This is a genomic window from Streptomyces sp. NPDC048349, from assembly GCF_040651925.1.
Lineage (GTDB): Bacteria > Actinomycetota > Actinomycetes > Streptomycetales > Streptomycetaceae > Streptomyces.
This window is the reverse complement of the sequence record NZ_JBEZLA010000045.1, coordinates 1-26,592: the sequence shown is the minus strand read 5'-3', so window position 1 is coordinate 26,592 and position 26,592 is coordinate 1. Positions and strand designations below refer to the sequence as shown.

21 protein-coding genes are annotated in these 26,592 nt (G+C 72.6%); 9 read left to right on the top strand and 12 right to left on the bottom strand.

Annotated elements, in window-relative coordinates; translation table 11 throughout:
- Positions 1–5: 5 nt before the first annotated feature.
- The 4 genes from AB0D44_RS23470 to AB0D44_RS23455 are packed head-to-tail and all read left to right on the top strand — an operon-like array spanning position 6 to position 4,581.
- Positions 6–1,034, top strand: coding sequence for a sugar ABC transporter permease (locus tag AB0D44_RS23470; RefSeq protein WP_362594311.1), 1,029 nt, complete (start codon positions 6–8; stop codon positions 1,032–1,034).
- A gap of 2 nt (positions 1,035–1,036) precedes the next feature.
- Positions 1,037–1,879: a carbohydrate ABC transporter permease gene (locus AB0D44_RS23465; protein WP_362594309.1), complete on the top strand. Its 843-nt coding sequence runs from the start codon at positions 1,037–1,039 to the stop codon at positions 1,877–1,879.
- Between the two features lie 54 nt (positions 1,880–1,933).
- On the top strand, positions 1,934–3,574 hold the full coding sequence (locus AB0D44_RS23460; RefSeq protein WP_362594307.1) for a glycoside hydrolase family 13 protein: 1,641 nt from the start codon (positions 1,934–1,936) through the stop codon (positions 3,572–3,574).
- On the top strand, positions 3,562–4,581 hold the full coding sequence (locus AB0D44_RS23455) for a LacI family DNA-binding transcriptional regulator (RefSeq protein ID WP_362594305.1): 1,020 nt from the start codon (positions 3,562–3,564) through the stop codon (positions 4,579–4,581). The genes AB0D44_RS23460 and AB0D44_RS23455 overlap by 13 nt, the downstream gene beginning before the upstream one ends.
- Before the next feature lie 464 nt (positions 4,582–5,045).
- On the opposite strand, the gene AB0D44_RS23450 is transcribed toward AB0D44_RS23455, so the two are convergent.
- Together AB0D44_RS23450 and cutA are read right to left on the bottom strand one after the other, a co-directional pair.
- Positions 5,046–5,438 (bottom strand): nuclear transport factor 2 family protein, encoded by a 393-nt coding sequence (locus AB0D44_RS23450; protein WP_362594303.1) that lies wholly within the window; start codon positions 5,436–5,438, stop codon positions 5,046–5,048.
- Positions 5,439–5,602: 164 nt separating this feature from the next.
- The gene (gene cutA / locus AB0D44_RS23445) at positions 5,603–5,929 is read right to left on the bottom strand and encodes a divalent-cation tolerance protein CutA (RefSeq protein ID WP_362594301.1); all 327 of its coding nucleotides are present in this window, start codon (positions 5,927–5,929) and stop codon (positions 5,603–5,605) included.
- A 178-nt stretch (positions 5,930–6,107) separates the two neighbouring features.
- Between cutA and AB0D44_RS23440 the strand changes: the two genes are divergently transcribed.
- Together AB0D44_RS23440 and pulA are read left to right on the top strand one after the other, a co-directional pair.
- Positions 6,108–7,808 (top strand): carbohydrate-binding module family 20 domain-containing protein, encoded by a 1,701-nt coding sequence (locus AB0D44_RS23440; protein WP_362594299.1) that lies wholly within the window; start codon positions 6,108–6,110, stop codon positions 7,806–7,808.
- Positions 7,809–7,905: 97 nt separating this feature from the next.
- Positions 7,906–13,251, top strand: a complete 5,346-nt coding sequence (gene pulA, locus AB0D44_RS23435; protein WP_362594297.1) for a pullulanase-type alpha-1,6-glucosidase — start codon at positions 7,906–7,908, stop codon at positions 13,249–13,251.
- On the opposite strand, the gene AB0D44_RS23430 is transcribed toward pulA, so the two are convergent.
- The 7 genes from AB0D44_RS23430 to AB0D44_RS23400 all read right to left on the bottom strand — a co-directional run bounded on the left by AB0D44_RS23430 (position 13,238) and on the right by AB0D44_RS23400 (position 20,058).
- Complete coding sequence (locus tag AB0D44_RS23430) at positions 13,238–13,774, bottom strand: GNAT family N-acetyltransferase (protein ID WP_362594295.1); 537 nt, start codon at positions 13,772–13,774, stop codon at positions 13,238–13,240. The two genes, pulA and AB0D44_RS23430, sit on opposite strands and share 14 nt — an antisense overlap.
- 20 nt (positions 13,775–13,794) lie before the next feature.
- Positions 13,795–14,514 carry a TetR/AcrR family transcriptional regulator gene (locus AB0D44_RS23425; protein ID WP_362594293.1) on the bottom strand — a complete coding sequence of 240 codons (720 nt, stop codon included), beginning with the start codon at positions 14,512–14,514 and terminating at the stop codon, positions 13,795–13,797.
- Between the two features lie 23 nt (positions 14,515–14,537).
- Complete coding sequence (locus tag AB0D44_RS23420) at positions 14,538–15,581, bottom strand: PDR/VanB family oxidoreductase (protein WP_362594291.1); 1,044 nt, start codon at positions 15,579–15,581, stop codon at positions 14,538–14,540.
- Positions 15,578–16,474 carry a metal-dependent hydrolase gene (locus tag AB0D44_RS23415; protein ID WP_362594289.1) on the bottom strand — a complete coding sequence of 299 codons (897 nt, stop codon included), beginning with the start codon at positions 16,472–16,474 and terminating at the stop codon, positions 15,578–15,580. Before AB0D44_RS23415 ends, AB0D44_RS23420 begins: the two co-directional genes overlap by 4 nt.
- A gap of 55 nt (positions 16,475–16,529) precedes the next feature.
- Entirely contained in the window at positions 16,530–18,443 is a 1,914-nt protein-coding gene (locus tag AB0D44_RS23410; protein ID WP_362594287.1) for a hypothetical protein, read from the bottom strand.
- 183 nt (positions 18,444–18,626) lie between these two features.
- Positions 18,627–19,424 (bottom strand): tyrosine-protein phosphatase, encoded by a 798-nt coding sequence (locus tag AB0D44_RS23405; protein WP_362594285.1) that lies wholly within the window; start codon positions 19,422–19,424, stop codon positions 18,627–18,629.
- 55 nt (positions 19,425–19,479) lie between these two features.
- On the bottom strand, positions 19,480–20,058 hold the full coding sequence (locus AB0D44_RS23400; RefSeq protein WP_362594364.1) for a rhomboid-like protein: 579 nt from the start codon (positions 20,056–20,058) through the stop codon (positions 19,480–19,482).
- A 74-nt stretch (positions 20,059–20,132) separates the two neighbouring features.
- On the opposite strand from AB0D44_RS23400, the gene AB0D44_RS23395 reads away from it, so the two are divergent.
- Positions 20,133–20,846: a hypothetical protein gene (locus tag AB0D44_RS23395; RefSeq protein ID WP_362594283.1), complete on the top strand. Its 714-nt coding sequence runs from the start codon at positions 20,133–20,135 to the stop codon at positions 20,844–20,846.
- Between the two features lie 58 nt (positions 20,847–20,904).
- Complete coding sequence (locus AB0D44_RS23390) at positions 20,905–22,380, top strand: PepSY domain-containing protein (RefSeq protein ID WP_362594281.1); 1,476 nt, start codon at positions 20,905–20,907, stop codon at positions 22,378–22,380.
- 73 nt (positions 22,381–22,453) lie between these two features.
- Here AB0D44_RS23390 and AB0D44_RS23385 read toward each other — a convergent pair whose 3' ends face one another.
- Positions 22,454–23,047, bottom strand: coding sequence for a winged helix-turn-helix domain-containing protein (locus tag AB0D44_RS23385; protein WP_362594279.1), 594 nt, complete (start codon positions 23,045–23,047; stop codon positions 22,454–22,456).
- A gap of 425 nt (positions 23,048–23,472) precedes the next feature.
- Positions 23,473–24,492, bottom strand: coding sequence for a glutamine synthetase (gene glnII / locus AB0D44_RS23380; RefSeq protein ID WP_362594277.1), 1,020 nt, complete (start codon positions 24,490–24,492; stop codon positions 23,473–23,475).
- A gap of 308 nt (positions 24,493–24,800) precedes the next feature.
- Between glnII and AB0D44_RS23375 the strand changes: the two genes are divergently transcribed.
- Positions 24,801–25,706 (top strand): Gfo/Idh/MocA family oxidoreductase, encoded by a 906-nt coding sequence (locus AB0D44_RS23375; protein WP_362594362.1) that lies wholly within the window; start codon positions 24,801–24,803, stop codon positions 25,704–25,706.
- 54 nt (positions 25,707–25,760) lie between these two features.
- Here the strand turns inward: AB0D44_RS23375 and AB0D44_RS23370 are convergent, their stop codons facing one another.
- Positions 25,761–26,327, bottom strand: coding sequence for a hypothetical protein (locus AB0D44_RS23370; RefSeq protein WP_362594275.1), 567 nt, complete (start codon positions 26,325–26,327; stop codon positions 25,761–25,763).
- Between the last annotated feature and the right edge of the window lie 265 nt (positions 26,328–26,592).

The window sequence follows — 26,592 nt, the reverse complement described above, 5'->3', positions numbered from 1 at the left end:
TAAAGATGGCTGCTCACACCAGCCAGTCGGTGGCGAAGGCCGCGGGTGACGGCGTCGGAGACGACGCCGCCGCCCGCGGCCGGAGCCGCAGGACTGACAGCAGGAACCCCGGTGGCCTGAGGCGCGCCCTCGCCACCCACTGGTACGCCTGGGCGATGATCGCCCCGGTGGTGCTCGTCCTCGGCGTGATCATCGGCTGGCCGCTGGTCCGGGGCATCTACCTGTCGCTGACCGACGCCAACGAGCGCAACGTCTCGCGCACCATCGGCGCCCGGCACATCCAGGCCACGTACGAGTTCGTCGGACTCGACAACTACGCGGCCGTGCTCAGTGACCCGGTGTTCCTGCAGCGACTGGTGTGGACGGTGGTGTGGACCGTCGCATGCGTGTCCATCACCTTCACGCTCGGCCTGGTCCTGGCCAACATGCTCAACCGCACCTTCCGGGGCCGCGCCGCCTACCGGATGGCGCTCATCCTGCCGTGGGCCGTCCCCGGCTTCGTCTCCGTCTTCGCCTGGCGGTTCCTCTTCAACCGCGACAGCGGCATCCTCAACAAGATCCTCGACGGCGGCGGCATCGCCGCCGTCCCGTGGCTCGACGACCCGACCTGGGCCAAGTTCTCGGTCGTCGCCGTCAACGTCTGGCTCGGCGTCCCCTTCATGATGGTCGCCCTGCTCGGCGGACTGCAGTCGATCCCCGGAGAGCTCTACGAGGCCGCCGAGATGGACGGCGCGAGCGCCTGGCAGCGGTTCCGGCACATCACGCTGCCCGGGCTGCGCGCGGTGAGCATGACGGTGATCCTGCTCTCCACCATCTGGACCTTCAACATGTTCCCGGTGATCTTCCTGCTCACCCGCGGCGGACCGGGAGACTCCACCGAGATCCTGGTGACCCAGGCCTTCCGCGAGGCGTTCGTCGCGAGCCCGCGCGACTTCGCCGGCTCCGCCACCTGGGGCGTACTGATCCTCGCCCTGCTCATGATCTTCGCGCTGGTCTACCGGCGCTCGCTGCGCAAGCAGGGAGAGGTGTGGTGACCATGACCAGCGCTCGTACCCGGGGCACCCGCTCCCCGCTCGCCTCCGTCGGCCTGCACGCGACCCTGATCGTCGCGTCCGTCATCGCCGTCTTCCCGGTGCTGTGGATCCTGCTGACCTCGCTCAAGCCCGCGCAGCACGCGATCACCACGGACTTCGTCAGGGAACCCACGCTCTCCAACTACCGGTACCTGCTGGACTCCAGCCACTTCCTGAGCTGGTTCGCGAACTCCGTCCTGGTCGCCGGCGTCACCACCGTCCTCGGCGTCTTCATCGCCGCCACCACCGGATACGCGGTGAGCCGCTTCAAGTTCCCCGGCATGAAGCCGCTCATGTGGACCCTGCTCATCACGCAGATGTTCCCCATGGCCATCCTCATCGTGCCGCTCTACAACCTCATGGGCGACCTCGGCCTGCTCAACCAGCCGGTCGGCCTGATCATCACCTACCTCACCATCGCCGTGCCGTTCTGCGCCTGGATGATGAAGGGCTTCTTCGACACCATCCCGGTGGAGATCGACGAATCCGGCCGCGTCGACGGACTCAACCCCTTCGGCACCTTCTGGCGGCTGATCCTGCCGCTCGCCAAGCCCGGCCTCGCCGTCACCGGCTTCTACGCCTTCATCACCGCCTGGGGCGAAGTCGCGTACGCCTCCGCCTTCATGGTCGGCGAGGAGAACCTCACCCTGGCCGGCGGGCTGCAGACCTTCGTCACCCAGTACACCTCCAACTGGGGTGCGATGAGTGCCGCCTCGGTCCTCATCGCCATCCCCGCGGCGATCTTCTTCGTTTTCGCCCAGCGTCACCTCGTCGCCGGGATGACGGCAGGCGCCACCAAGGGCTGACCACCCGTGCTGCCTGCCCCCTCTCACCCCCGGCCCGATCTCTCCAAGGACGACATGACCCAGCACCTCGCCGACGCGCTCCCCACCTCCACCGGCACCCAGCCCGGCTGGTGGAGAGAAGCGGTGATCTACCAGGTCTATCCGCGCAGCTTCGCCGACTCCAACGGGGACGGCATGGGGGACCTCGAAGGCATCCGCAGCCGCCTGCCCTACCTCAAGGAACTGGGTGTCGACGCCGTCTGGCTGAGCCCCTTCTACGCCTCCCCGCAGGCCGACGCCGGCTACGACGTCGCCGACTACCGGGCCATCGACCCGATGTTCGGCACCCTGCACGACGCCGACGCCGTGATCCGCGAGGCGCATGAGCTGGGGCTGCGCATCATCGTGGACCTCGTCCCCAACCACTGCTCCGACCAGCACGAATGGTTCAAGCAGGCCCTGCGGGAGGGGCCGGGCTCCCGGCTGCGCGAGCGCTTCCACTTCCGCCCCGGCAGGGGCGAGAACGGCGAACTGCCGCCCAACGACTGGGAGTCCATCTTCGGCGGCCCGGCCTGGACCCAGGTCGAGGGCGGCCAGTGGTACCTGCACCTGTTCGCGCCCGAGCAGCCCGACTTCAACTGGGAGCACCCGGCCGTCCAGGACGAGTTCCGCTCGATCCTGCGCTTCTGGCTGGACCTCGGCGCCGACGGCTTCCGCGTCGACGTGGCCCACGGCCTGGTCAAGGCTCCCGGCCTGCCGGACCTCGGCCGCGACGAGCAGCTCAAGCTGCTCGGCAACCAGGTGCTGCCGTTCTTCGACCAGGACGGGGTCCACGAGATCTACCGCTCCTGGCGACGGATCCTCGACGAGTACGAGGGCGACCGCGTCCTGGTCGCCGAGGCCTGGACCCCGACCGTCGAGCGCACCGCCCTGTACGTGCGCCCCGACGAGATGCATCAGGCGTTCAACTTCCAGTACCTGACCGCCGACTGGGACGCGAACGAGCTGCGCGAGATCATCGACGGCTCGCTCGCCGCGATGCGCCCCGTCGGCGCCCCCACCACCTGGGTGCTGTCCAACCACGACGTCACCCGGCACGCCACCCGCTTCGCCAACCCGGCCGGCCTCGGCACGCAGCTGCGCGAGCAGGGCGACCGCGAGCTGGGCCTGCGGCGGGCCCGGGCCGCGACGCTGCTGATGCTCGCGCTGCCCGGTTCCGCGTACGTGTACCAGGGCGAGGAGCTGGGCCTGCCCGACGTGACCGACCTGCCCGACGAGGTGCGCCAGGACCCGTCGTTCTTCCGCGCGGCCGGCCAGGACGGCTTCCGCGACGGCTGCCGGGTCCCCATCCCGTGGTCCGGCAAAACCGCCCCCTACGGCTTCGGCGACGGCGGCAGCTGGCTGCCCCAGCCGGCCGAGTGGGCCGGCCTGAGCGTGGAGGCACAGACCGGGGACCCGAGCTCCACCCTGGAGCTGTACCGCAGCGCGCTGCGCCTGCGCAGGGAGCGGGCCGACCTCGGCGCCGGCGATGCGGTGGAGTGGCTGCCGGCGCCGGAGGGCGTCCTGGCCTTCCGCCGCGGCGGCTTCGTGTGCACCGCCAACACCACCGGCGAGCCGGTACGGCTCCCCGCGCCGGGCACGGTGCTGCTGTCCAGCGGACCGGTCGCGGACCCGGACGTGCTGCCCGCCGACACCGCGGTGTGGTGGCAGGGGTGACTTCCCCGCTGCGGCTGACGGACATCGCCGCGCAGGCCCAGGTCAGCGAGGCGACCGTCAGCCGTGTGCTCAACGGAAAATCGGGGGTGGCGGCCGGCACCCGGCACAAGGTGCTGGCCGCGCTCGACCTGCTGGGCTACGAGCGGCCGGTACGGCTGAAGCGGCGCAGCAACGGTCTGGTGGGGCTGCTCATCCCGGAGCTGACCAACCCGATCTTCCCGGCGTTCGCCCAGGTCATCGAGCAGGCGCTGGCCGGGCACGGGTACACGCCCGTGCTGTGCACGCAGACACCGGGCGGGGCCACCGAGGACGAGCTGGTGGAGCAGCTGGAGGAACGCGGGGTCACGGGCATCGTGTTCCTGTCGGGCCTGCACGCGGACGCGATGGCGGACCCGTCGCGCTACCAGCGGCTGGCCGCGCGCGGCACCCCCTTCGTCCTGATCAACGGCTTCAACGAGCAGGTGAACGCGCCGTTCATCTCCCCGGACGACCGGGCGGCGGCGGACATGGCGGTGCGGCACCTGGAGGACCTGGGGCACCGCAGGATCGGCCTGGCGATCGGGCCGACCCGCTACGTGCCGTCGGCCCGCAAGGAGCAGGGATTCGTGGCCGCCTGCCCTTCCGCGGAGGCGGAGGGGCTGATCCAGCGGACACTGTTCACGGTGGAGGGCGGCCACGCGGCGGGCGGCGCACTGCTGGACCGGGGCTGCACGGGGGTGGTGTGCGGCAGCGACCCCATGGCGCTCGGCGTCATACGGGCGGCCCGCGAGCGGGGGCTGCGCGTCCCCGAGGACGTGTCGGTGGTCGGCTTCGACGACTCCCCGCTGATCGCCTTCACGGACCCGCCCCTGACGACCGTGCGCCAGCCGGTGCGCGCCATGGCGACGGCGGCGGTGGGAGCCCTGCTGGAGGCGGTGGCCGGCACGCCGGTCCAGCGCACGGAGTACGTCTTCCAGCCGGAGCTGGTGGTCAGGGGCTCTACGGCGCAGGCGCCGACCGGGGGGTGAAGGGGGGGCCCGGAGCCCGCCTCGTTTCCAGCCGGTTGTGGCGCCGCAGCCGGCCTTCGGGGCGGGGCCGGATCAGGGAGGGTTTGGGGGTTTCCCGTCAGTCCCACTGTCCTTCCGGGGCGGGCCGCCCTGTCAAGGGCGCTCCTTCGTCGCGTCGCTTCGCGATGGCCTTCGGCCACCCTTGACAGGCCGTCCCGCCCCGGAAAGACAAGGACTGCCGGGAAGCCCCCAAAGGAACGGTCCACTGGTTCATGATCCGGGGCACTGCCCGTCAGGGACCGGCTCCCAGGTTGCAGGGAGCCATGCCCCGGCCCGGCCCCGCCGGAGAGGGGACGCGGGGTCGGCGGGCGCGCCAGATCGCTACGCGCTCCTCACGTCTCGGCGTCCGACGGCCGTCTGGGGGCTACCTGCACGAGACAGCGACCAGAAGCGCATCCGGATGTTCGATCCGATGCAGAGGGGCTCTACGACCAGAACGCGCCGTATGCCGCTTGGTCGGCCCAGAGCTCCCATGCTTCGACGACCCTGCCGGCGTTGATGTGGAAGACGATGACGTAGTCCATGTCGAGCTGCTTGCCCTCGCGTGACGCTGTGGCATGGAGCAGGGCGATCGTATGGGCGTCGTTGGCGAGAACGTCGTGGAGCTGAGGACGGTACGTGCCGCCTGACAGCTCGAATGCGCGCTTGAACATCTCGAACGTGGCCTCTCGGCCGTGAAAGTCCCCCGACAGCGGCCCCCGGCCCCGGTGGTGCCAGACGACGTCGGGGTGGAAGACCTGTGCCAGCGACTCCATGTCGCCTGCCGAGAAGGCCTCCATGGCGCGCCGGAACACACCGATGTGCGGATGATCGGTCAACGCTTCCTCCCTCGTCGGCCGCCAACGTAGTCCCGGGCCGGTCTGCGGGGTCGGTGGGCGCACTCGCCGGCGGGCGGTGCCACCTGATCGGATGCGTCGCACAGCAGACCGCGGCCGCCGTGGACATCGGGTGATCGGCCGGCTTTCGGCACGTTTCCGCGCTGCTACTCCGGGGTGGTCTCCTCGGTGACCCACCACAGGTAGGGGTCCGAGCCGGCGTCGGCCTGGATGACGATCCACTCCGGGACGTCGTAGCTGTGCTCCTGGGCGACCCACGCCCCGAGGGCGGGGAGGCGGTCGCGTGTGGTCTTGTACGTGATGCGCCATTCGGTGGCCGTTTCCACGGTTCCCTTCCAGCGGTAGACGGCCGTGAGCGGCGCGTCGATGTGGGCGCAGGCGGCCAGGCGGGCCTCCACCGCGCCCCGCGCCAGTTCGCCCGCCCGGTGTTCGCTGTCGATGGTGGTCTGTGCGATCACGATGTCGGTCGGCATCGGGGTCCTCCTCCGGCGTCGGTTGCCCGGTCGGACCCTACCCATTCGGTTGCCCGGCGGGCCCCGGGAGGACACGCCCGAGAAACAATTCTGCAATCTCTTGCGCAAGGTCTTGCAGGGGCGGGTTTCGGCCCATACGGTCGCGTGCAATCCCCACCTCTCCGCCAGGAGGCCCCACATGCCCCGCACCCGTAGATCCTTGGTGGCTGCCGCCGCTGCCGTCGCCGCGCTCGCCGGCGCCTCCCTCACCGCGCAGGCACCGCAGGCGCAGGCCGTGCCGCCCGGCGACAAGGACGTCACCGCCGTGCTGTTCGAGTGGCGGTTCGATGCCGTGGCCAAGGCCTGCGGCGACAGTCTCGGGCCGGCCGGGTACGGGTACGTCCAGGTCTCGCCGCCCCAGGAACACATCCAGGGGCCCCAGTGGTGGACGTCCTACCAGCCCGTCAGTTACAAGATCGCCGGGCGGTTGGGGGACCGGGCCGCCTTCAAGGCCATGGTCGATTCCTGCCACGCCGCGGGGGTGAAGGTCGTCGCCGACTCCGTCATCAACCACATGGCCGCCGGGGACGGGACGGGGACCGGCGGGAGTTCGTACACGAAGTACGGGTACCCGGGGATCTACTCCGGCTCCGACATGGACGACTGCCGGGCGACCATCTCGAACTACCAGGACAAGGCCAACGTCCAGAACTGCGAGCTCGTGCAGCTCGCGGACCTCGACACCGGCGAGGAGTACGTGCGGGGGCGGATCGCCGGGTACCTGAACGACCTGCTGTCGCTGGGTGTGGACGGGCTGCGCATCGACGCCGCCAAGCACATGCCCGCCGCCGACCTCGCCAACATCAAGTCCCGGCTGACGAACCCCGGCGTCTACTGGAAGCAGGAGGCGATCCACGGGGCCGGTGAAGCCGTCTCGCCGGCCGAGTACCTCGGCAGCGGGGACGTGCAGGAGTTCCGCTACGCGCGGGACCTCAAGCGGGTCTTCCAGAGCGAGAACCTGGCCTACCTGAAGAACTTCGGCGAGGCGTGGGGGTACATGCCCGGCGGGCAGTCCGCCGTCTTCGTCGACAACCACGACACCGAGCGCGGCGGGGACACCCTCAGCTACAAGAACGGCTCGGACTACACCCTGGCGAACGTGTTCATGCTGGCTTGGCCCTACGGGTCGCCCGACGTGCACTCCGGCTACGAGTGGACCGACAAGGACGCCGGCCCGCCCAACGGCGGCGCCGTGAGCGCCTGCTACGCGGACGGCTGGAAGTGCCAGCACGCCTGGCGGGAGATCTCCTCCATGGTCGGCTTCCGCAACGCGGCCCGCGGGCAGGCCGTCACCGGCTGGTGGGACAACGGCGGCGACCAGATCGCCTTCGGACGCGGCTCCAAGGCGTACGTGGCGATCAACCACGAGGCGAGCGCCCTGACCCGTACCTTCCAGACCTCGCTGCCGGGCGGCGACTACTGCGACGTGCAGAACAACCGCACCGTCACGGTGAACTCCGGCGGCCAGTTCACCGCCACCCTGCCCGCCGGGACCGCCGTCGCCCTGCACGCCGGCGCCCGCAGCTGCTCCGGTGCGCCCGCCGTCTCCAGCGGTGCCTCCTTCGCCGTCAACGCCACCACCGCCCTCGGCCAGAACATCCACGTCGTCGGCGACCGCGCCGAGCTCGGCGCCTGGAACACCGCCGCCGCGCCGAAGCTCGACCCCGCCGCCTACCCCGTCTGGAAGCTCGACGTCACCCTCCCGGCCGGGACCACCTTCGCGTACAAGTACGTCCGCAAGGACGCCTCCGGCAACGTCACCTGGGAGAGCGGCGCCAACCGTACGGCCACCGTCCCCGCGAGCGGCAAGGTCGCGCTGACCGACACCTGGCGCAGCTGACCCGCCCGCCCCACCGACCAGGGCCGCCCGGCACTTTCGATTCCCGCCACCGCCGGGCGGCCCTCATCCATGCGACCCGTACACAAGGAGATCCGCCTTGATACGCCCTGCCGCAGGAGTCCTCGCCGCCGCCCTGGCCGTGACGCTCCTGCCCGCCCTCCCCGCAGCGGCCGCGACGGCCGGGCCGCCGGCCCCGCCCTCGGACGCGAAACTCGCCGGCACGCCGGCCCGGCACGACCTGACCCGGGAGCAGTTCTACTTCGTGCTCCCGGACCGGTTCGCGAACGGCGACCCGCGCAACGACCGCGGCGGCCTCACCGGCTCCCGCCTGGAGACCGGCCTCGACCCGACGGACAAGGGCTTCTACCAGGGCGGCGACCTCAAGGGGCTCACCGACCGGCTCGACTACATCAAGGGCCTGGGGACGACGGCCATCTGGCTGGCTCCGATCTTCAAGAACCAGCCGGTGCAGGGCAAGGGCGAGGACGTCTCGGCCGGCTACCACGGCTACTGGATCACCGACTTCACCCAGGTCGACCCGCACTTCGGCACCAACGACGATCTGGAGCGGCTGATCGACAAGGCGCACGGGAAGGGGATGAAGGTCTTCTTCGACGTCATCACCAACCACACCGCCGATGTCGTCGACTACCGGGAGGGCTCCTACGGCTACCTGTCCAAGGGGGCCTTCCCCTATCTGACCAAGGACGGGGTGCCCTTCGACGACGCCGACTACGCGGACGGGAAGGGCAAGTTCCCCAGGACCGGGACGGAGTCCTTCCCGCGGACGCCCTTCGTGCCCGACGCCAAGAAGAAGCTCAAGGTGCCGTCCTGGCTCAACGACCCGCAGATGTACCACAACCGGGGCGACTCCACCTTCGCCGGCGAGTCCTCCGAGCAGGGTGACTTCTTCGGCCTCGACGACCTGTGGACCGAGCGTCCCGAGGTCGTCAGCGGAATGGAGAAGATCTACGAGAAGTGGGTCGGGGAATTCGATATCGACGGCTTCCGGATCGACACCGTCAAGCACGTCAACATGGACTTCTGGAGCCAGTGGGCCACCGCCCTCGATGCGTACGCGGGCAAGCGCGGCCGGGACGACTTCTTCATGTTCGGAGAGGTCTACTCCGCCGACACGGCCGTCACCTCCCCGTACGTGACGCGCGGGCGCCTCGACGCCACCCTCGACTTCCCGCTCCAGGACGCCATCCGCTCGTACGCGGCCCAGGGCGCGGGAGCCGGGCGGCTGGCCGCCGTCCTCGGCGACGACTACCGGTACACCACCGACAAGGCCAACGCCTACGAGCAGGTGACCTTCCTCGGCAACCACGACATGGGACGGTTCGGCTCCTTCCTCAAGCAGGACCGGCCCGGTGCCGGGGAGCAGGAGCTGCTGGACCGCTACCGGCTGGCCAACGAGCTGATGTTCTTCTCCCGCGGCAACCCGGTGGTCTACTCCGGTGACGAGCAGGGCTTCACCGGCGCCGGCGGCGACAAGGACGCACGGCAGCCGCTGTTCGGGTCGCGGGTCGCCGACTACCTGGACGACGACCAGCTCGGCACGGCGCGCACCCACGCGAGCGACGCCTACGATCCGGAGCACCCGCTCTACCGGCAGATCAGTGCTCTCTCCAAGCTGGCCAAGGACCACCCCGCCCTGCGCGACGGCGTCCAGAGCGAGCGCCTGGCCGACGGCTCCGTCTACGCCTTCGCCCGTACGGACACCCGCAGCCGCACCGAGTACCTGGTCGCCGCCAACAACGCGGCCGAGTCCCGGACGGTCGAGATCGACGCCCCGGCCGGCGCCCAGTACCGCACCCTGTACGGCGGCACCGCACTGATCCGCGCCTCGGCCGCCGGCAAGCTCACCGTCGTCGTCCCCGCCTTCGGCTCCGTGGTGCTCCAGGCCACCGCCCCCCTCGCAGCCCCCGCCACCAAGCCCGTCCTGACCCTCAAAGCCCCCGCCCCCGGAGCCGCCGGCACCGTCGAGCTCTCCGCAGACGTGAGCGGCGGCGGCCTGAACCGGGTCGTCTTCGCCGCGCAGACCGGCAACGGGAAGTGGCAGGTCCTCGGCTCCGCCGACCACGCCCCCTACAAGGTCACCCAGCACGTCACCGCCCCCGCCGGAACCGCCCTGCGCTACAAGGCCGTCGCCGTCGACTCCGCCGGCCGCACCGCGAGCGCGCTCGCCGCGTCCACCGCCGGACAGGCCCCGCCCGAGGAGACCCCGACCGCCACCCAGCGCGACTACGCCGTCGTCCACTACAACCGCCCCGACGGCGACTACACCGACTGGCGGCTCTACGCATGGGGTGACATCGCCGAGGGCGAGGCCACGCCGTGGCCCGCCGGGCACGGCTTCACCGGCCGCGACGCGTACGGCGCCTTCGCGTACGTCAAGCTCAAGCCCGGTGCCTCCTCCGTCGGTTACCTCGTCATCGACAAGGACGGCACCAAGGACGTCGCCGCCGACCGCACCATCGACGTGACCCGGACCGGCGAGATCTGGCTGGAGCAGGGCAAGGAACCCGCCCGCACCGACCGCCCCGCCTACCCGCCGCAGGACACGTCCAAGGCCGTCCTGCACTACCAGCGCCCCGACGGCGCCTACGAAGGCTGGGGCCTGCACGTCTGGACCGGAGCCGCCACCCCCACCGACTGGTCCAAGCCGCTGCTCCCCGCCCGTACCGACTCCTACGGCGCGGTGTACGAGGTCCCGCTCGCGGCCGGCGCGACCAGCCTCAGCTACATCCTCCACAAGGGCGACGAGAAGGACCTCCCCTCCGACCAGTCCCTGGACCTGAAGACCACCGGCCACGAGGTCTGGATGCTGGGCGGCAAGGAGAAGTACCTCCTCCCGCAGCCCGCGGGCTCCGGCGCCGCCCTGGACCTCACCAAGGCCCAGGCCGTCTGGATCGACCGCGACACCCTCGCCTGGAACGCCCCCGCGGCCGCCGCCTCCGCCCAGCTCCTCGCCTCCCGCGACGGCGCCGTCAAGGCCGAGAACGGCATCCTGCACGAGGGCGGGGCGCGGTGGCTGCGCCTGAACCGCACCGAGCTCACCGCCGCGCAGAAGCAGAAGTTCCCGCACCTGGCCGCGTACTCGGCCTTCACCGTCGACCCGCGCGACCGCGACCGGGTCCGCGAGGCCCTGCGCGGCCAGCTCGTCGCGAGCGCCCGCGCCGCGAACGGCGCCGTCCTGGCCGCCACCGGCGTCCAGCTCGCCGGCGTCCTGGACGACCTGTACGCCACGACCGCATCCCTCGGCCCCGTCTTCAAGGACGGCCGCCCCACCCTGTCCGTCTGGGCCCCCACCGCCCAGGAGGTTTCCCTCGAACTCGACGGCCGCACCGTCCCCATGCGCCGCGACGACGCCACCGGCGTCTGGTCGGTGCGCGGCGAGCGCTCCTGGACCGCGAAGCCCTACCGCTACGCCGTGACCGTCTGGGCGCCGACCACCGGGCAGGTGGTCCGCAACCTGGCCACCGACCCCTACTCCACCGCGCTGACCGCCGACTCCACGCATAGCCTGGCCGTGGACCTGGCCGACCCGAAGCTCGCCCCGCCCGGCTGGAAGGAGCTGCGCAAGCCCGCGCCCGTCCCCTTCACCTCCGCCCAGATCCAGGAGCTCCACGTCCGCGACTTCTCGATCGCGGACCGCACCTCGAAGCACCCCGGCCAGTACCTGGCCTTCACCGACAGCGGCTCGGCGGGCATGACCCACCTGCGCGGCCTGGCCGCCTCCGGGACCTCGTACGTCCACCTCCTGCCGGCCTTCGACATCGGCACCGTCCCGGAGAAGGCGGCGGACCGCACCGAGCCCGCCTGCGACCTGAAGGTCTACGCCCCGGACTCGCAGGAGCAGCAGGCGTGCGTGGCGGCCGCGGCCGCGAAGGACGCCTACAACTGGGGCTACGACCCGCTGCACTACACCGTCCCCGAGGGCAGCTACGCGAGCGACCCGGACGGCACGGCCCGTACGGTCGAGTTCCGCAGGATGGTCCAGTCCCTCAACGGGGCCGGACTGCGCACCGTGATGGACGTGGTCTACAACCACACCGTGGCCTCCGGCCAGGCGGACAAGTCCGTCCTGGACCGCATCGTCCCCGGCTACTACCAGCGCCTGCTCGCCGACGGCACCGTCGCCACCTCCACCTGCTGCGCCAACACGGCCCCCGAGAACGCCATGATGGGCCGGCTCGTCGTGGACTCGATCGTCACCTGGGCCAAGGAGTACAAGGTCGACGGGTTCCGCTTCGACCTGATGGGCCACCACCCGAAGGCCAACATCCTCGCCGTCCGCAAGGCCCTCGACGAGCTCACCGTCGCCAAGGACGGGGTCGACGGCAAGAGGATCGTGCTCTACGGGGAGGGCTGGAACTTCGGCGAGATCGCCAACGACGCCCGGTTCGTGCAGGCCACCCAGCAGAACATGGCCGGCACCGGCATCGCCACCTTCTCCGACCGGGCGCGCGACGCGGTCCGCGGCGGCGGCCCCTTCGACGAGGACCCGCGCGTCCAGGGCTTCGCCACCGGCCTGTTCACCGAGCCCAACGGATCACCCGCCAACGGCACCCCGGCCGAACAGAAGGCCCGCCTCCTGCACGCCCAGGACCTGATCAAGGTCGGCCTGTCCGGCAACCTCGCCGCCTACACCTTCACCGACACCGCCGGCCGCCGGGTCAAGGGCTCCGAGGTCGACTACAACGGCGCCCCGGCCGGCTACGCGGCCGCCCCCGGCGACGCCCTCGCCTACGCGGACGCCCACGACAACGAGACCCTCGCCGACGCCCTGGCCTACAAGCTCCCTGCGGCCACCGGAGCCGGTGACAAGGCCCGGATGCAGGTCCTGGCCATGGCCACGGCCGCCCTCTCCCAGGGCCCGGCGCTCTCCCAGGCGGGCACGGACCTGCTCCGCTCCAAGTCCCTGGACCGCAACTCCTACGACAGCGGCGACTGGTTCAACGCGATCCACTGGGACTGCCGCGACGGCAACGGCTTCGGCCGCGGCCTGCCCCCGGCCGCCGACAACGCCTCGAAGTGGCTCTACGCGAAGCCCCTGCTGACCGCCCCGGCCCCCGGCTGCGCCGAGATCACCGGAGCCTCGGCGGCCTACCGCGACCTGCTGAGGATCCGCACGACGGAAGGGGCCTTCGCCCTCACCACCCCGCAGGCGGTCCAGGACCGGCTGTCCTTCCCGCTCTCCGGCCCGGAGGAAACCCCGGGGGTGATCACCATGGTCCTCGGGGACCTGGTGGTGGTCTTCAACGCCACCCCCACCGCCCGCCCCCAGCGCGTCCCGGCCCTCGCGGGCACCGGCTACGCCCTGCACCCCGTGCAGGCCGCGGGCTCCGACGCCACCGTCAAGCGGTCCACCTACGACAGGACGACGGGGGAGTTCACCGTCCCCGGACGGACGGTTGCGGTCTTCACGCGACGCTGAGCCGGTCCAGCCGCTTCTCCAGCAGGATCACCCCGTAGATCCTGCCGTCCTTCCCCTCCTTGTGGGGGAACTCCCCGACCACCCGGTAGCCCGCACCCCGGTAGTACGCGAGCAGCCGGGGGTTGGTGGAGACGCAGTCCAGCCGCGCCCGCTCCCGCCCGGTCCTGGCGATCCGCCGCTCGGCATGCTCGAGCATGCGGCGCCCGGCCCCGGCGGGGGCGGCCTCGCGGGCGACCATCAGCCGGTGCACGTAGCCCGCGACCGGCGGCTGGACGCCCCAGGCCTCCTCGTCGGACCACCACAGTTCGTACGCCCCGCAGACCTGCCCGTCGGGGTCCGCGGCGATCCACACCTCGCCCTCGCGCATCTTCGCCCGGAAGTGCGCGGCGTCCTTGTCGCCGGGCTTCCACTGCTCGATCCCGTGCTTCTGCATCCACCGCGCGGCCTGGTCGTACAGCCGCACCAGCTGTCCGGCGTCCTTCTCCTCGGCCTGCCGGAACAAGATCCCGTCGTCAATGATCACGCGGGCATTATCGGGCAGGATCACATCACGGGACCGGGCGCCCCGGCAGGAACCAGCGCCGCCAGCCGCCCCACCAGGTCCCCGAAGGGCCCGTCGGCGGGCTCACCGGCCAGGATCCGTACCAGGATCCCCGCCATCTCGGCGTCGTACGCCGCGCTCACGGCGGCCAGCGCCGCGAAATCGTGCACCAGCTGCAACTCCAGCTCGGCCCGAGGGATCTTCCGCCCGTCCAGCCAGATCAGCGCGGTGGACTCGGCCAGCGACACCCAGGACCGCACGACCAGTTCCAGCCGCGCCGGCGGGTCCGCGGGACCGATGTCCAGGTGCGCGAGGATCTGCTCGTACGCCGCCTGCCGCACCTCGTCGATCATGGCGTTGGTCTGGCTGCTCCCCACCGCCGGGCCGCCGCGCATCAACGCCGAGAAGCCCGGCCCGTGTTCGTCGACGAAGGCGAAGAACCGCCCCATCACGCGCAGCAGCCGCGCCCCGAGCGGCCCCTCCCGCGGCTCCTCGAACCGCAGCGCCAGCTCGTCGGCCGCCCGCCGCAGCGCGGCCTCGTACAGGCTCAGCTTGCCCGGAAAGTAGTGGTAGACCAGCGGCCGCGATATCCCCGCGGCCGCCGCGATCTCGTCGATCGACACATCGTCGGGGGAGCGGTGGCTGAACAGCTCCAGGGCAACCCCGATCAGCTGCTGCCGCCGCTCCTCGACACCCATCCTGCGCCGCACCCCGGTCGTCATGCGGACACCCTACTTCGGACGGGTCAAAGGTCCAGGGTGAGGTGAGCGTCCTTCGCGCGCGAGACGCACAGCAGCATCGAGTCCTCGCGTTCGCCGTCCGTGAGCAGCTCGTCGCGGTGGTCCACCTCACCCTCCAGCACCCGGTGTTGGCAGGTTCCGCAGAACCCCTGCTCGCAGGAGTACGGGGTGGCCGGCAGCTCCCGGCGCACCGCGGCGAGCGCGGTCTCGTCCGCTCCCACCTCCACCGTGAGCCCGGAGCGCCGCAGTTCGAGGGTGAAGGGCCGGGCGGGCCCCGGCGCCGGGGCGGCGAAGCGCTCCAGACGCACCGCCGCCGGGTCGGGGGCCGCCGCCGTGACGGCCTGCATCAGCGGTTCGGGACCGCAGCAGTAGACCAGCGTGCCGGGCGCGGCCGCGGCCACGACGGACAGGTCGGGCAGGCCCGCCTCGTCCTCCGGGACGACGCTCACCCGCCCGCCGTGGACCGCCAGGTCGTCGAGGAAGGGCATCGAGGCGCGCGAGCGGCCCCCGTACAGGAGGGTCCAGTCGGCGCCCGCCGCCGTGGCCGCCCGCAGCATCGGCAGGATCGGGGTGATGCCGATGCCGCCCGCGACGAACACGTAGGAGGGCGCCGGGAGCAGCTCGAACCGGTTGCGCGGCGGGCGCAGTTCCAGCTCGGCGCCCTCGACCAGCTGGGCGTGCGCCTCGCGGGAGCCGCCGCGGCCGTCCTCGACCAGCCGGATCGCGAGCGTGTACCTGCCGGTGTCCGCCGGGTCACCGCACAGGGAGTACTGGCGGACCAGGCCCGAGGGCAGGATGACGTCCACGTGCGCGCCCGGGGTCCAGGCCGGGAGCTCCGGGGACTCCAGGGTCAGCCCGAGCACCCCGTCCGCCGGTTGGGTGCGGGAGGTGATGAGCGCGCGCAGCGGGCGGCGGGGCGAGTACCCCGACACCGGGGTCTCCAGGGCCGGCAGCGGCCAGAGCGGGGACGCCGCGATGCGGCGGCTCAGGGCGCGCCTGGCCGCCCAGGCCGCACCGGCCGCCACCGCCACGGTCAGCACGCGCCTCATGCCCTCACCCCGCCGTTCGCGCCGGGGGAGGTGGCGAGATAGGCCACCGCCTGGGCCGTCGAGCCCTCCTGCGAGGGGTGGTAGGTGCGGGCGAGGTACGTCGGTATGGACTTCAGCATGGCACCGGCGGACGGCAGGACTCCCTGCTGCCCCGCCCGGAAGAACTGCCCGAAGGAGGCCTTGCCGTCGACCAGTTGCGGGTCGTTCTCCATGAAGAAGCGCACCCCCCGCTGCCACAGGAAGACCAGCGCCGAGAAGGCGGTCGCCCAGGTCCGCGCGCGGCGCCGGTAGCCGCCGTCCACGTGCATGAAGAGGTCGAAGGCCACCGAGCGGTGCTCGACCTCCTCCGCCCCGTGCCAGCGCAGCAGGTCGAGCATCATCGGGTCGCCGCCGCGCCGGTCCAACTCGTCCGCGTTCAGCACCCAGTCGCCCAGGAACGCGGTGTAGTGCTCGATCGCGGCGATCATCGCGACCCGCTCCATCAGCCACCAGTGGCGCGCCCTGCCCGGCGGCAGGGTCTTGTCGCCCAGCAGCTTCTCGAAGAGCCAGTCGACCTGTGCCGTGTAGGGGGTCGGGTCCAGCCCCAGCCGCTTGAGGTGGGGCAGTACGTCGTCGTGGGCGGCGGCGTGCATGGCCTCCTGGCCGATGAAGCCCACCACGTCCGCGTGCAGTTGCTCGTCCTTGATGTACGGGAGCACCTGCTTGTAGACGTGCACGAACCACCGCTCACCCGCGGGCAGCAGCAGGTGCAGCACATTGATCATGTGTCCGGTGAAGGGATCGTTCGGCAGCCAGTGGAGCGGGGTGTCCTCCCAGCCGAAGGACACGTTCCGGGGCCTCAGGTCCACGTGTTCCGACGCCACGGGGGCGGGCGCGAGCGGCGTATTAGACATGGCGTCAATGTACTGAGGGGTAGGGGAGAGGAGAACCCCTCTGCGCGGACTTCTCTCAGCGCAGCGCCCCCGCCTTGGTCCCGTCCGTGAGCCTGCCCGACAGATCGACCTGCGCACCGGCCGGAGCCTTGACCGCCAGCCGGTTGCCGTTCGCCGAACCGTTCACCCCGCCGCCCGACGCCGACAGCGAGGCGAACTGCGCACTGCCCGCCGCCAACACGTACCACTGCCCCGCGCGCGACTTCCACAGCACCCCCGCCAGCACCCGCGGCTCCCGCGGCCCGCACGCCGGCGAGCCCTCCGACCGGGCGGCCTGCGCGGCCAGCGGTGCGCCCGGCGCCAGGAACTGCGCCTGCACCCGGTCCGCCGCGCCCTGCCAGGTCTCGGCCCGCGTGCACAGCCAGGTCGCCGTCCCGTCGCCCTCCGGCAGCGGCTGCTTGGCGTACGTCCAGGCGTTGACCGTACGCACCCCGTGCGAGCGCACCGACGGCAGCAGGCAGGCGATCCGCGACCAGTCGCCGAGCTCCGCGGCCTCCGTCACATCGCGTTCGGCACCCGGCGCTCCCGAGGTGAGCCGGGCCGGGGTCAGCTCACCCAGGTCGGTGATCAGCCGGGTGGCGCCGTCGCCGGTCAGGGCCAGGGCGTTCCAGCTGGTGCAGTCGCCCGTCGGCGCGGGGCCCGGCACCGGCGGGGTCACCCCGTCCGGCGTCGGCTTCAGCGCCACCGCGGCCTCGCCGGGCTTGAGCAGGTCCCGCAGGGCCGCGCCGGTGACCCAAGGAGCGGTCAGGTAGCGGACGTTCCCGTCCACCCGGCTGAGCACCAGGGCGGTCGCGGTGTCCGCCGAGGCGCCGTCGGTCCGCGCGAAGTCGAGGGCCGCGCCGCCGGCCCCGCCCCGCGGCTCCGCGTACCGGACCACGCGCAGGCCGTCGTACAGCAGGACCACGACGGCCTGGTCGACGGCGCCCGCGAACAGCAGCTGCGCCGGACCCATCGGCGGCCCGGCAGGCGTTCCCGGGGTCGCCGAGACCACCACCGACGCGCCGGGGCGGGCCCACACGGCCAGCGCCCGGCGCAGCAGCGCCGTGTCGTCGGCGCGGTCGCCGCGGGCGGGCCAGGCGGAGAAGTCCGTACGGGAAGACGTACGCCACAGCGCGGGCGCGGCCCGCAGCAGCGTGCCGGGGTCCAGCGCCTGCTCGGCCGCGGCGTTGCGCGCGTACAAGGGGGCGGCGGGCCCGTCCGGGCCCCAGCCCCCGCCCGGCAGCGCCAGCAGCGCACCGCACACGGCGAGCGCGGCCCCGGCGGCCAGCGCGGCGCGCGCGAGGCGGCGCCGGCGCAGCAGGTCGGTCGGCCGGGCCTGGAGCACGCACGGGTCGAACTCGGGGGAGGCGAACAGGGCGTCGTTCGCCGGATCGCCGGACTCCGCGACCGCGGCGGCCGGGTCCGCGACCCCCGCCTCGTCCAGCACCCGCAGCACCTCCGGCTCGGGCAGCCGCTCCAGCGCCCGCAGCACGCAGGCGGCCCGGCCGGGCCCGTCCAGGGTGGCCAGCCACTGGTCGAGGGCCAGCTCTTCGGCCCCGCCGGAACGGGGGAACAGCCGCAGCCCCCACACCTGCGGCAGAGCCGGCGGCAGCTGCGCCCGGCGCGGCAGGGCCCGGAACGTCAGCGGGACCCCGGCCTCCAGAGCCGCCCGCAGCACGCGCAGCCGCACGTAGGCGTACCCGGCCTCGCCCTCGCCGCCGCGCTGGCCGGGGACCCCGCCGCGCACGGCGGCCGCCCCCTCCCGCCGCCCGCGCGGCAGTGCCCGCTGGACCAGCGAGTGGGCGGTGAGCACCCGGCGGTTGCGGCCGAGGGCGGGCGGCAGCACCAGGTAGGCGAGCCGCACCAGCCGCGGGTAGTGCTCGACGATGGCGGCCTCGGCCTGCTCGACATCGGGAGACGGGACGAGGGTGGCGGTATCCGGCGCAGTCACGTTCAGCAGAACGAGCGAATCGTCGGATGGTCACCCGTCCCCGGTCCACTCGCCCGTCCCCGGCCCACTCGCCCGTCCCCGGCCCACTCGCCCGTCCCCGGTCCACCCACCCGTCCCCGGTCCACTCACCCGTCCCCGGTCCACTCGCCCGACCCGCGCCGGGGGCGCGTGCGCCGGACGGTCCTACGCCAGGCGGGCGCGCAGCGCCTCGACCGTGTCGTCGCCGACGCCGAGGCCCTCGCGCACGTACTTGTCCATCGAGCCGTAGCGCGTCTCGACCTCGGCCAGCGCGGCCTCCAGGTAGGAGGGGAAGACGCCGATCAGCGCGAGCGCGATGTCCGGGTCGCCGCCGGCCGCCGTGAAGCCCTCGATCATCGGGGCGAAAGCCTGCTTGACCGCCGGGTTCACCGCCAGGTACTCGGTCATCAGCGTCTCGTCGTCCGCGCCGAGCAGCGACAGGATGACCGTCGCGCCCCAGCCGGTGCGGTCCTTGCCGGCCGTGCAGTGGAAGAGCAGCGGGCCGGAGTCGGGGTCGGCGGCCTCGGTGAGCAGCAGCCGGTACGCGGCGTGGGCGGAGGCGGAGGACACGAACGAGCGGTACACGTCGGCGAACAGGGCCTGCGCCTTGCCGCCGCCCAGGTGCTCCTCGGCGACGACCGGGTCGGCCAGCAGGTCTTTGAGCTGGGCGGCGGCGGGCATCCGGCCGGCGGCCGCGTTCACCTTGTCCGCCAGCACGTCGGCGACCAGGAGCCGGGCTCCGGCGGGCACCCGGTCCGGGTGGGCGGCGCGCTCCGTCGCGGTGCGGAAGTCGATGACGGTGCGCAGCCCCAGCGCCGCCACCACCGGGTCGGCGTCGAGGTCGAGGCGGTCGAGCTGGCCGGAGCGCAGCACGAGGCCGGGACGGACGGTGCGGCCGCCGGAGAGCGGGGTGCCGCCGAGGTCGCGGAGGTTGGCGACGGTGGTGGCGGGGGTGGCGGTCATCGTGGCGGCTCCAGCGGTGTTCGAGTGACGCGTGTGATCAAGCGGTTTGCGCAGTTCATGCAATTTTCTGGTGTTTCACTCCGGAAAGACAATCGAGGGCCAGCGAGACCCCGATGCCGATCCCGAGTGCCGCCAGGTGCCCGGCGTCCGTGAAGGTCCGCCCCCGTTTGACGACCGGCGCCGCGGCGAGCGCCAGCAGCCCGACCCGGGCGGTCGTGCGGACCGCCCCGCGCGGCAGGGCCGAAGTCAGCGCGCCGAGTACGGAGTTGAACCCGTAACTGGTCCCGACGTCCAGGGCGCGTCGAGTGAGCGGATCGGTCGTCCTGCGCAGGGCGCCGTATACGAGCAGGGTCGCCGTGGCGTGCCCGAACAGGAACACCGCGGCCGTCCACCAGGCGCCGTAGGCGTACTCGGCGTATCCGAGGACGGCGACGAGCAGCAGCGCGTACGGCAGGGGCATGGGCTCCTCGACCACGAGGGCGCTGGTCAGCAGCGTCTCCCAGCGTCCGGCGGCCAGATTGTCGACGTTCGTCGAGCACTCCCGCAGCAGTCGCTCCCGCTCCTTGGGCCCCCTCCGCTCCAGGGCGTACGCCCCGAGCTGGACCCCGCCCGCGTACACGGCTCCCAGTGACATCGGCTTCACCCGACCATGATCGGTTACGGCCCTCTGGCGGACACCACCGGGCCCCGTGCGAGCATGTTCCGGCCATGTCCCAGCACACCGCGCCGATGCGCGCCACGCGGGCCGCGATGTTCGCGGCGGTGTGTACCGCTTTGGGTGCGGTGGGGCATTCGTACATGTCCGGCACCGACATTCCGCCTTCGGGGCTTCTGGGGGCTTTCGGGGTGACCGGCGCGCTGGCCTGGCTTGCCGCCGGCCGGCGGCGCGGACCGGCGGGGATCGCCGCCGCAGTGCTCGCCGTCCAGGGAGTGCTGCACCTCCTCTTCTCCGGGAGCCGGGCGGCGGAGCCCGCGCCCGAGGCGCTGCACCACCACATGCCGGGCATGGACATGGGCGCGACGGCCACCGGGACCGCGACGGAGACGGCCGTCACGGCCGACATGGCCGCCGTGGGCGACATGGCCGCCGCGGCCGGGCACGGCGGGGCCGGGATGATCGCCGCGCACGTGCTGGCCGGACTGTTCTGCGCCGCCTGGCTGGCGTGGGGCGAAGCGGCCGTCTTCCGGCTGGCCCGCACCCTGGGCGCCGCCGCACTGCACGCGGCCCGGCCGCTGGCCCGCGCGCTCGCCCTGGCCGGCGCGCGGGTGGCCGCCGTACCCCTCCCGGCCGCGCCCCGCCCCCGGTACGAGCGGCCGCGCCGCCTGCGCGGGGCCCTGCACGCCCATGCCGTGGTGCGGCGCGGGCCGCCCGCGGACCGAGCCTTCCGCACCACGGCCCCCGGCCGACCCGCCCGCGCCTGAGCGAGGGGGAGAGACCCGGGGCCGGCTCCCCATGTCTCCTCCCACCCTGAGGACCCCCATGTCCCTTGACGATGTCCAGGACGTCCGCACCCCGGACGCCGCTTCCCCCGACCCGGCCGGCATATCCGATCCGGCGGGCTCGGCCGACCAGGCCAAGCGCCGCGGCGGCTGGGCCGCCCTGCGCCCGCTGCTCCTGCGCCTGCACTTCTACGCGGGCCTGCTGATCGCCCCGCTGCTGTTCCTCGCCGCCGCCACCGGCCTGCTCTACGCCGGCTCCTGGCAGGCCGAGAAGATCATCTACTCCGACGAGCTGACCGTCCCCCGCGTCGGCGACAGCGTCCTGCCGCTCGGCGCCCAGGTCGAAGCAGCCAAGGGGGCCGCCCCCCAGGGCGAAGTCGTGTCCGTGTGGCCCGCCCCCGAGGCCGAGGCGACCACCCGGGTGATCATGGAGAGCAAGGGGCTCCCCGAGGGCGAGACCCTCACCGTGTTCGTCGACCCGTATACGGCCGAGGTACGCGGACAGCTCGCCACCGCCGGCGACGCGCTGCCGCTGAGGGCCTGGCTGAGCGAGTTCCACGCGAGCCTCCAGCTCGGCGAGTTCGGCCGGAACTACAGCGAGCTCGCCGCGAGCTGGCTGTGGGTGGTCGCGCTCGGCGGACTCGCCCTGTGGATCGGCCGCCGCCGCAAGCGCACGGCCGAACTCCTCCTGCCCGACCGCAAGGCCACCGGCCGGCGCCGGACCCTGTCCTGGCACGGCGCCGTCGGCCTCTGGTCGGTCGCCGGACTCCTCGTCCTCTCCGTCACCGGCCTGACCTGGTCGAAGTACGCCGGCGAGAACATCGGGCAGCTCCAGGACAGCCTCGGCGGGGCCACCCCGGCCGTCTCCGCCCAGCTGAACCCCGGCGCGGCAGCGGGCGGCGCGGACGAGCACGCGGGCCACACCATGCCCGAGGGCACCGAGATGCCCCCGCCCGCGCCGACCGCCGACATCGGCATCGACCGGGCCGTCGAGGCCGCCCGGGCCGCCGGGGTCACCGAGTACCTCCAGGTCACGCTCCCCGCCAAGGGCAAGGGGTACGTGGTCAAGGAGAAGGACAAGCAGGTCCCGGTGCACTTGGACGCCGTCGCCGTCGACCCCGCCGACGGCCGCATCCTCGACGAGCTGCGCTTCGCGGACTACCCCGTGCTCGCCCAGATGACCCGCTTCGGCATCGACCTGCACATGGGCCTGACCTTCGGGCTCGCCAACCAGATCGCGCTGGCCGCACTCGCCGTCGGGCTGATGTTCCTCGTCTTCTGGGGCTACCGGATGTGGTGGCTGCGCCGCCCGACCAAGGACCGCAGGCTGTCCGTCGGCCGCGCCCAGCCGCGCGGCGCCTGGCGGAAGCTGCCGGTGACCCTCCTGCTGCCGCTGGCCGCGGTGACCGCCGTGGTCGGCTGGTTCGTCCCGATGCTCGGCATCAGCCTGCTCGTGTTCCTGGCGTTCGACCTGCTGCTCGGCTTCGTCGCCGCGCGCCGGGCCGGGGCCGCGTAACACCTCGCACCACGCCGCCGGGCCCGTACTCCACCCCGGAGTGCGGGCCCGGCGGGCAGGCTCACCGGGTCGCTCAGGGCGCGTACTTGTAGCCCACCCGGCGCACCGTCTGGATGGCGCCGCGGTGCGCGGCGCCCAGCTTGCGGCGCAGGCGGGCGATGTGGACGTCCACGGTCCGGCCGTCGCCGACGTGGCCGTACCCCCAGACCGTCGTCACCAACTGGTCGCGGCTGTGCACCCGGTGCGGGTGCTTCACCAGGTGGGCCAGCAGCTCGAACTCCAGGTACGTCAGGTCGAGTACCCGGCCGTCGACCTCGGCGGTGCGCTGTGCCGGGTCGATGCGGACCAGGGCGTCGCCCGCGGACGGGGCGGAGCGGGCGGAGGGGGCCGGGGGCACCGCCGGCGCGGCCACGGCCTGCGGGGCGAAGGCGACCGGCTGCTGCTGGTCGGCCGGCACCAGGACCAGGTAGCCGACCATCGGCGGCCGGCCGGGCAGCGCCGGCAGCGTGTGCTGCGGCGCGGGCAGCCAGGTGGCACCGGGCGGGAGCAGGTCCACCACCCGGGCCACCTCGTCCCGGTCCACGGCCCGCAGCCGGTGACGCGGACTGGGCGGGAAGGGCAGGCGGGTGGCGGTCGCAGCGGAGGTCAGGGATCGGGTGTTCGCCATGAGTGGTCAGCTCTTTCACGCGGAGGAGTCGGCAGGAGACGTACGGACGTCATCGGTGTCGTTCCGCGCAGACCGAAGGCCTGGGGACAGCTCAGGTAGGAGATCCCGGAGGCTTTAGAGGGCCGGCGCGTTCTTCGCGCGGCAACACACCCGGTCGAAATCGTGGTCCTGACGGGAGGGCCAGAACGGCTCGAGGTCGCTGCGACCTGACGAGGTGTGCGAGTGGCTGGCCATGGCCCCATTCAAGCAGACCCGCGGGTAGGCGGGCACGCCCCATCTCACGTAGTGGAGCGGAATCCCATATTCCCTCCAGCGACTTCGCCCATACGGGACATAACCTCCCAGGATCCGGGCATACGACGACGCCCGCCGGGCCTGGGCGGCCTGGCGGGCGTCGGTGCCGTGCGGGGAGTCGGGGCGCGGTCCTAGACCAGGCCGTCCTTCTCCAGGCCCGAGCAGCAGGTGTCCGTGATGAGGCGCGTCACGACGTACGGGTCCACGTTCGCGTTCGGGCGGCGGTCCTCGATGTACCCCTTGCCGTCCTTCTCCACCTGCCACGGGATGCGGACCGAGGCACCGCGGTCCGAGACGCCGTAGCTGAACTCGTTCCACGGAGCGGTCTCGTGCAGACCCGTCAGGCGCTCGTCGATGCCGGCGCCGTAGTTCTTCACGTGGTCCATCGGCTTGCTGCCGTCGCCCAGCGCCTCGCACGCGGAGATGATCGCGCGGTAGTCCTCGCGCATCGCCTTCGTGGAGAAGTTGGTGTGCGCGCCCGCTCCGTTCCAGTCGCCCTTCACCGGCTTCGGGTTCAGCGTCGCCGACACGTTGAAGTCCTCGGCGGTGCGGTAGAGCAGCCAGCGCGCGATCCACAGCTGGTCGGAGACCTCCAGCGGGCCCACGGGGCCGACCTGGAACTCCCACTGGCCGGGCATGACCTCGGCGTTGATGCCGGAGATGCTCAGGCCCGCCGCCAGGCAGTGGTCCAGGTGCTTCTCGACGATGTCGCGGCCGAAGATCTCGTCCGAGCCGACACCGCAGTAGTAACCGCCCTGCGCGGCCGGGAAGCCGTTCACCGGGAAGCCGAGCGGGCGGGTGCCGTCGAAGAAGGTGTACTCCTGCTCGATGCCGAAGATCGGCTCCTGCCCCGCGAACTTCTCGGCGACCGGACGCAGCAGCGCGCGGGTGTTCGACTCGTGCGGGGTCATGTCGATGTTCAGGACCTCGCACAGCACGAGGACGTTGTCCCCGCCGCGGATCGGGTCCGGGCAGGAGAACACCGGCTGCAGGACGCGGTCGGAGGCGTGGCCCTCGGCCTGGTTCGTGCTCGATCCGTCGAAGCCCCAGATCGGCAGCGCGTCGCCGTCGGCCAGGATCTTCGTCTTGGAGCGAAGCTTCGCCGTCGGCTCGGTGCCGTCGATCCAGATGTACTCAGCCTTGTAGCTCACGGGCCCCATCCTCAGACTCTGCGGGTGCTGCTGGCCGCTGCTTCATCGCTGCGGTGATGACCGCAGCGTGCCCGCCCGCGATTTCCCTTCCGTTGCCCATGTGTGAACCCCGTGTTACCGAGGTTTGCACCGCAGGTCGGGTGGGTTGTGCGGGTCGATCGCGGGTTGCGGGAGGTACACCTGTCCGAGTGGGGCAGACTGGGCGGGTGAGCATTTTGTCTGATGTGGCCTCTGTCAAAGACCCTGCGGGGAGCGTCGTCGAGAGCGCAGTGGAGCCCCCTGCGCAGACCCGCGCGGAGAGCGCCGAGGTGAGCGGCGCAGCAGGCCCCCGGCCCCGGGTCGGACTGCTGGGCACCGGACCCTGGGCGCACCGTACGCACGCCCCCGCGCTCGCCGCGCACGCCGGTTCCGAGTTCGCCGGAGTGTGGGGCCGCCGCCCCGAGGCCGCCGCCGAGCTGGCGCAGGCGTACGGGGTGAAGGTGTACGAAGACCCGGACGAGCTGTTCGCCGACTGCGACGCCGTGGCCTTCGCCCTGCCGCCGGACGTCCAGGCCCCGCTCGCCGTGCGCGCGGCCGCCGCCGGCTGCCACCTGCTGCTCGACAAGCCCGTCGCGACGACCGCCGAGGACGCCCGGGCCGTCGCCGACGCCGCCGCGCGGCACCGGGTCGCCTCCGTCGTCTTCCTCACCCTCCGCTTCGCCGAGCCCACCGCGGGCTGGGTCGCGGAACAGGCCGCGCGCCCCGGCTGGTTCACCGCCGCCGCCCACTGGCTCGGCGCCGTCTTCCCGCCCGACGGCGCGCCCAGCGCGTACGCCGCCTCGCCCTGGCGCAAGGCCAAGGGCGGGCTGTGGGACGTCGGCCCGCACGCCCTTTCCGTCCTGGTCCCGATCCTCGGCGACATCACCTCGATCAGCGCCACCCGCGGCCCCTCCGACGTGGTCCAGCTGGCCCTGCGGCACTCCTCCGGCGCGGCCAGCACCGCCGTGCTCAGCCTGGGCGCGCCGAAGGAGGCCGCCGGCGTGGGGCTGGAGCTGCGCGGGACGGAGGGCATCCACACGATGCCCGGCTGGAGCGACGTACCCGGCGCCTACGGGCGCGCCTTGGACGCGCTGCTCACCGCGGCCCGGACGGGGGTACCGGATCCGCGGGGCGCGGAGTTCGGTGCCCGGCTGACGGAGATCCTGGCGGAGGCGGAGGGTCAGCTGCGGGGGTGAGGGGGTGGGGCTGGTTGGGGTGCCGGCCTGAGGGGACTACCCGAGCGCCGAGCGCTACTTGATCAGGGCGTTGGCGACGATGATGGCCAGTCCGATCGCTGCGTCGGCCAGGCCGATGAGCAGCGCGGAGCGCAGCCGGTAGCCGACCCGTACGGCCACGCACGAACCCCAGGCGAACAGCAGGGCGGTGTTCACCCCGAGGCCGACGGCGGTCACGCCGTACGAGTCCCAGCCGGTCAGTCCGGCCAGGACGAGGAGCAGCACGGTGGGAAGCGTGGCCGCGACCATCGGCCACTCGTGCCCCAGCGCCCGGGTCAGCAGCTGCCAGCGGTGTCCCACGGAGCCCTGCTGATGGGTGGCCATGTGGTGCGAGTAGCCGTGCGCGAGCCCGGCCGTGGCTGCGGTGACGAGCACCCAGCTCGCGTCGTAGAACGGGGTGTAGTCCCCGCCCTTCTGGTCCAGCGCGGCCAACAGCCCACTGGCCAACACCGTCCCGTACACCCCGCCGAACATCCAGTCGGCACCGCGGCGGGGCGGGGGAACCGTCGCCGTGGGGGTGGAGGCGGCGGGCGTAGTGGGGGTGGGGGTGGGGGTCGGGGTGCTCGGCTGCTGGTGGTTCACTCCGGGTCCTTTGGTGCGGTACGTACCGATTTGGTGCTGCAGTCACCCTACGGGGACGGGAGTGAGGACGGAGTGAGAGTGGGGGCGGGGTGGGGGCGGGGGCGGACTGAGCGGCCGGGGGCGGACCGTCTTGCCGGGCGGGGGCTTCGGGGGGGCCTGATTCCTGTGGATGCCGATCAGGGAGGGTTTGGGGGTTTCCCGCCAGTCCCATAGTCCTTCCGGGTCGGGCCGCCCTGTCAAGGGCGCTCCTTCGTCGCGTCGCTTC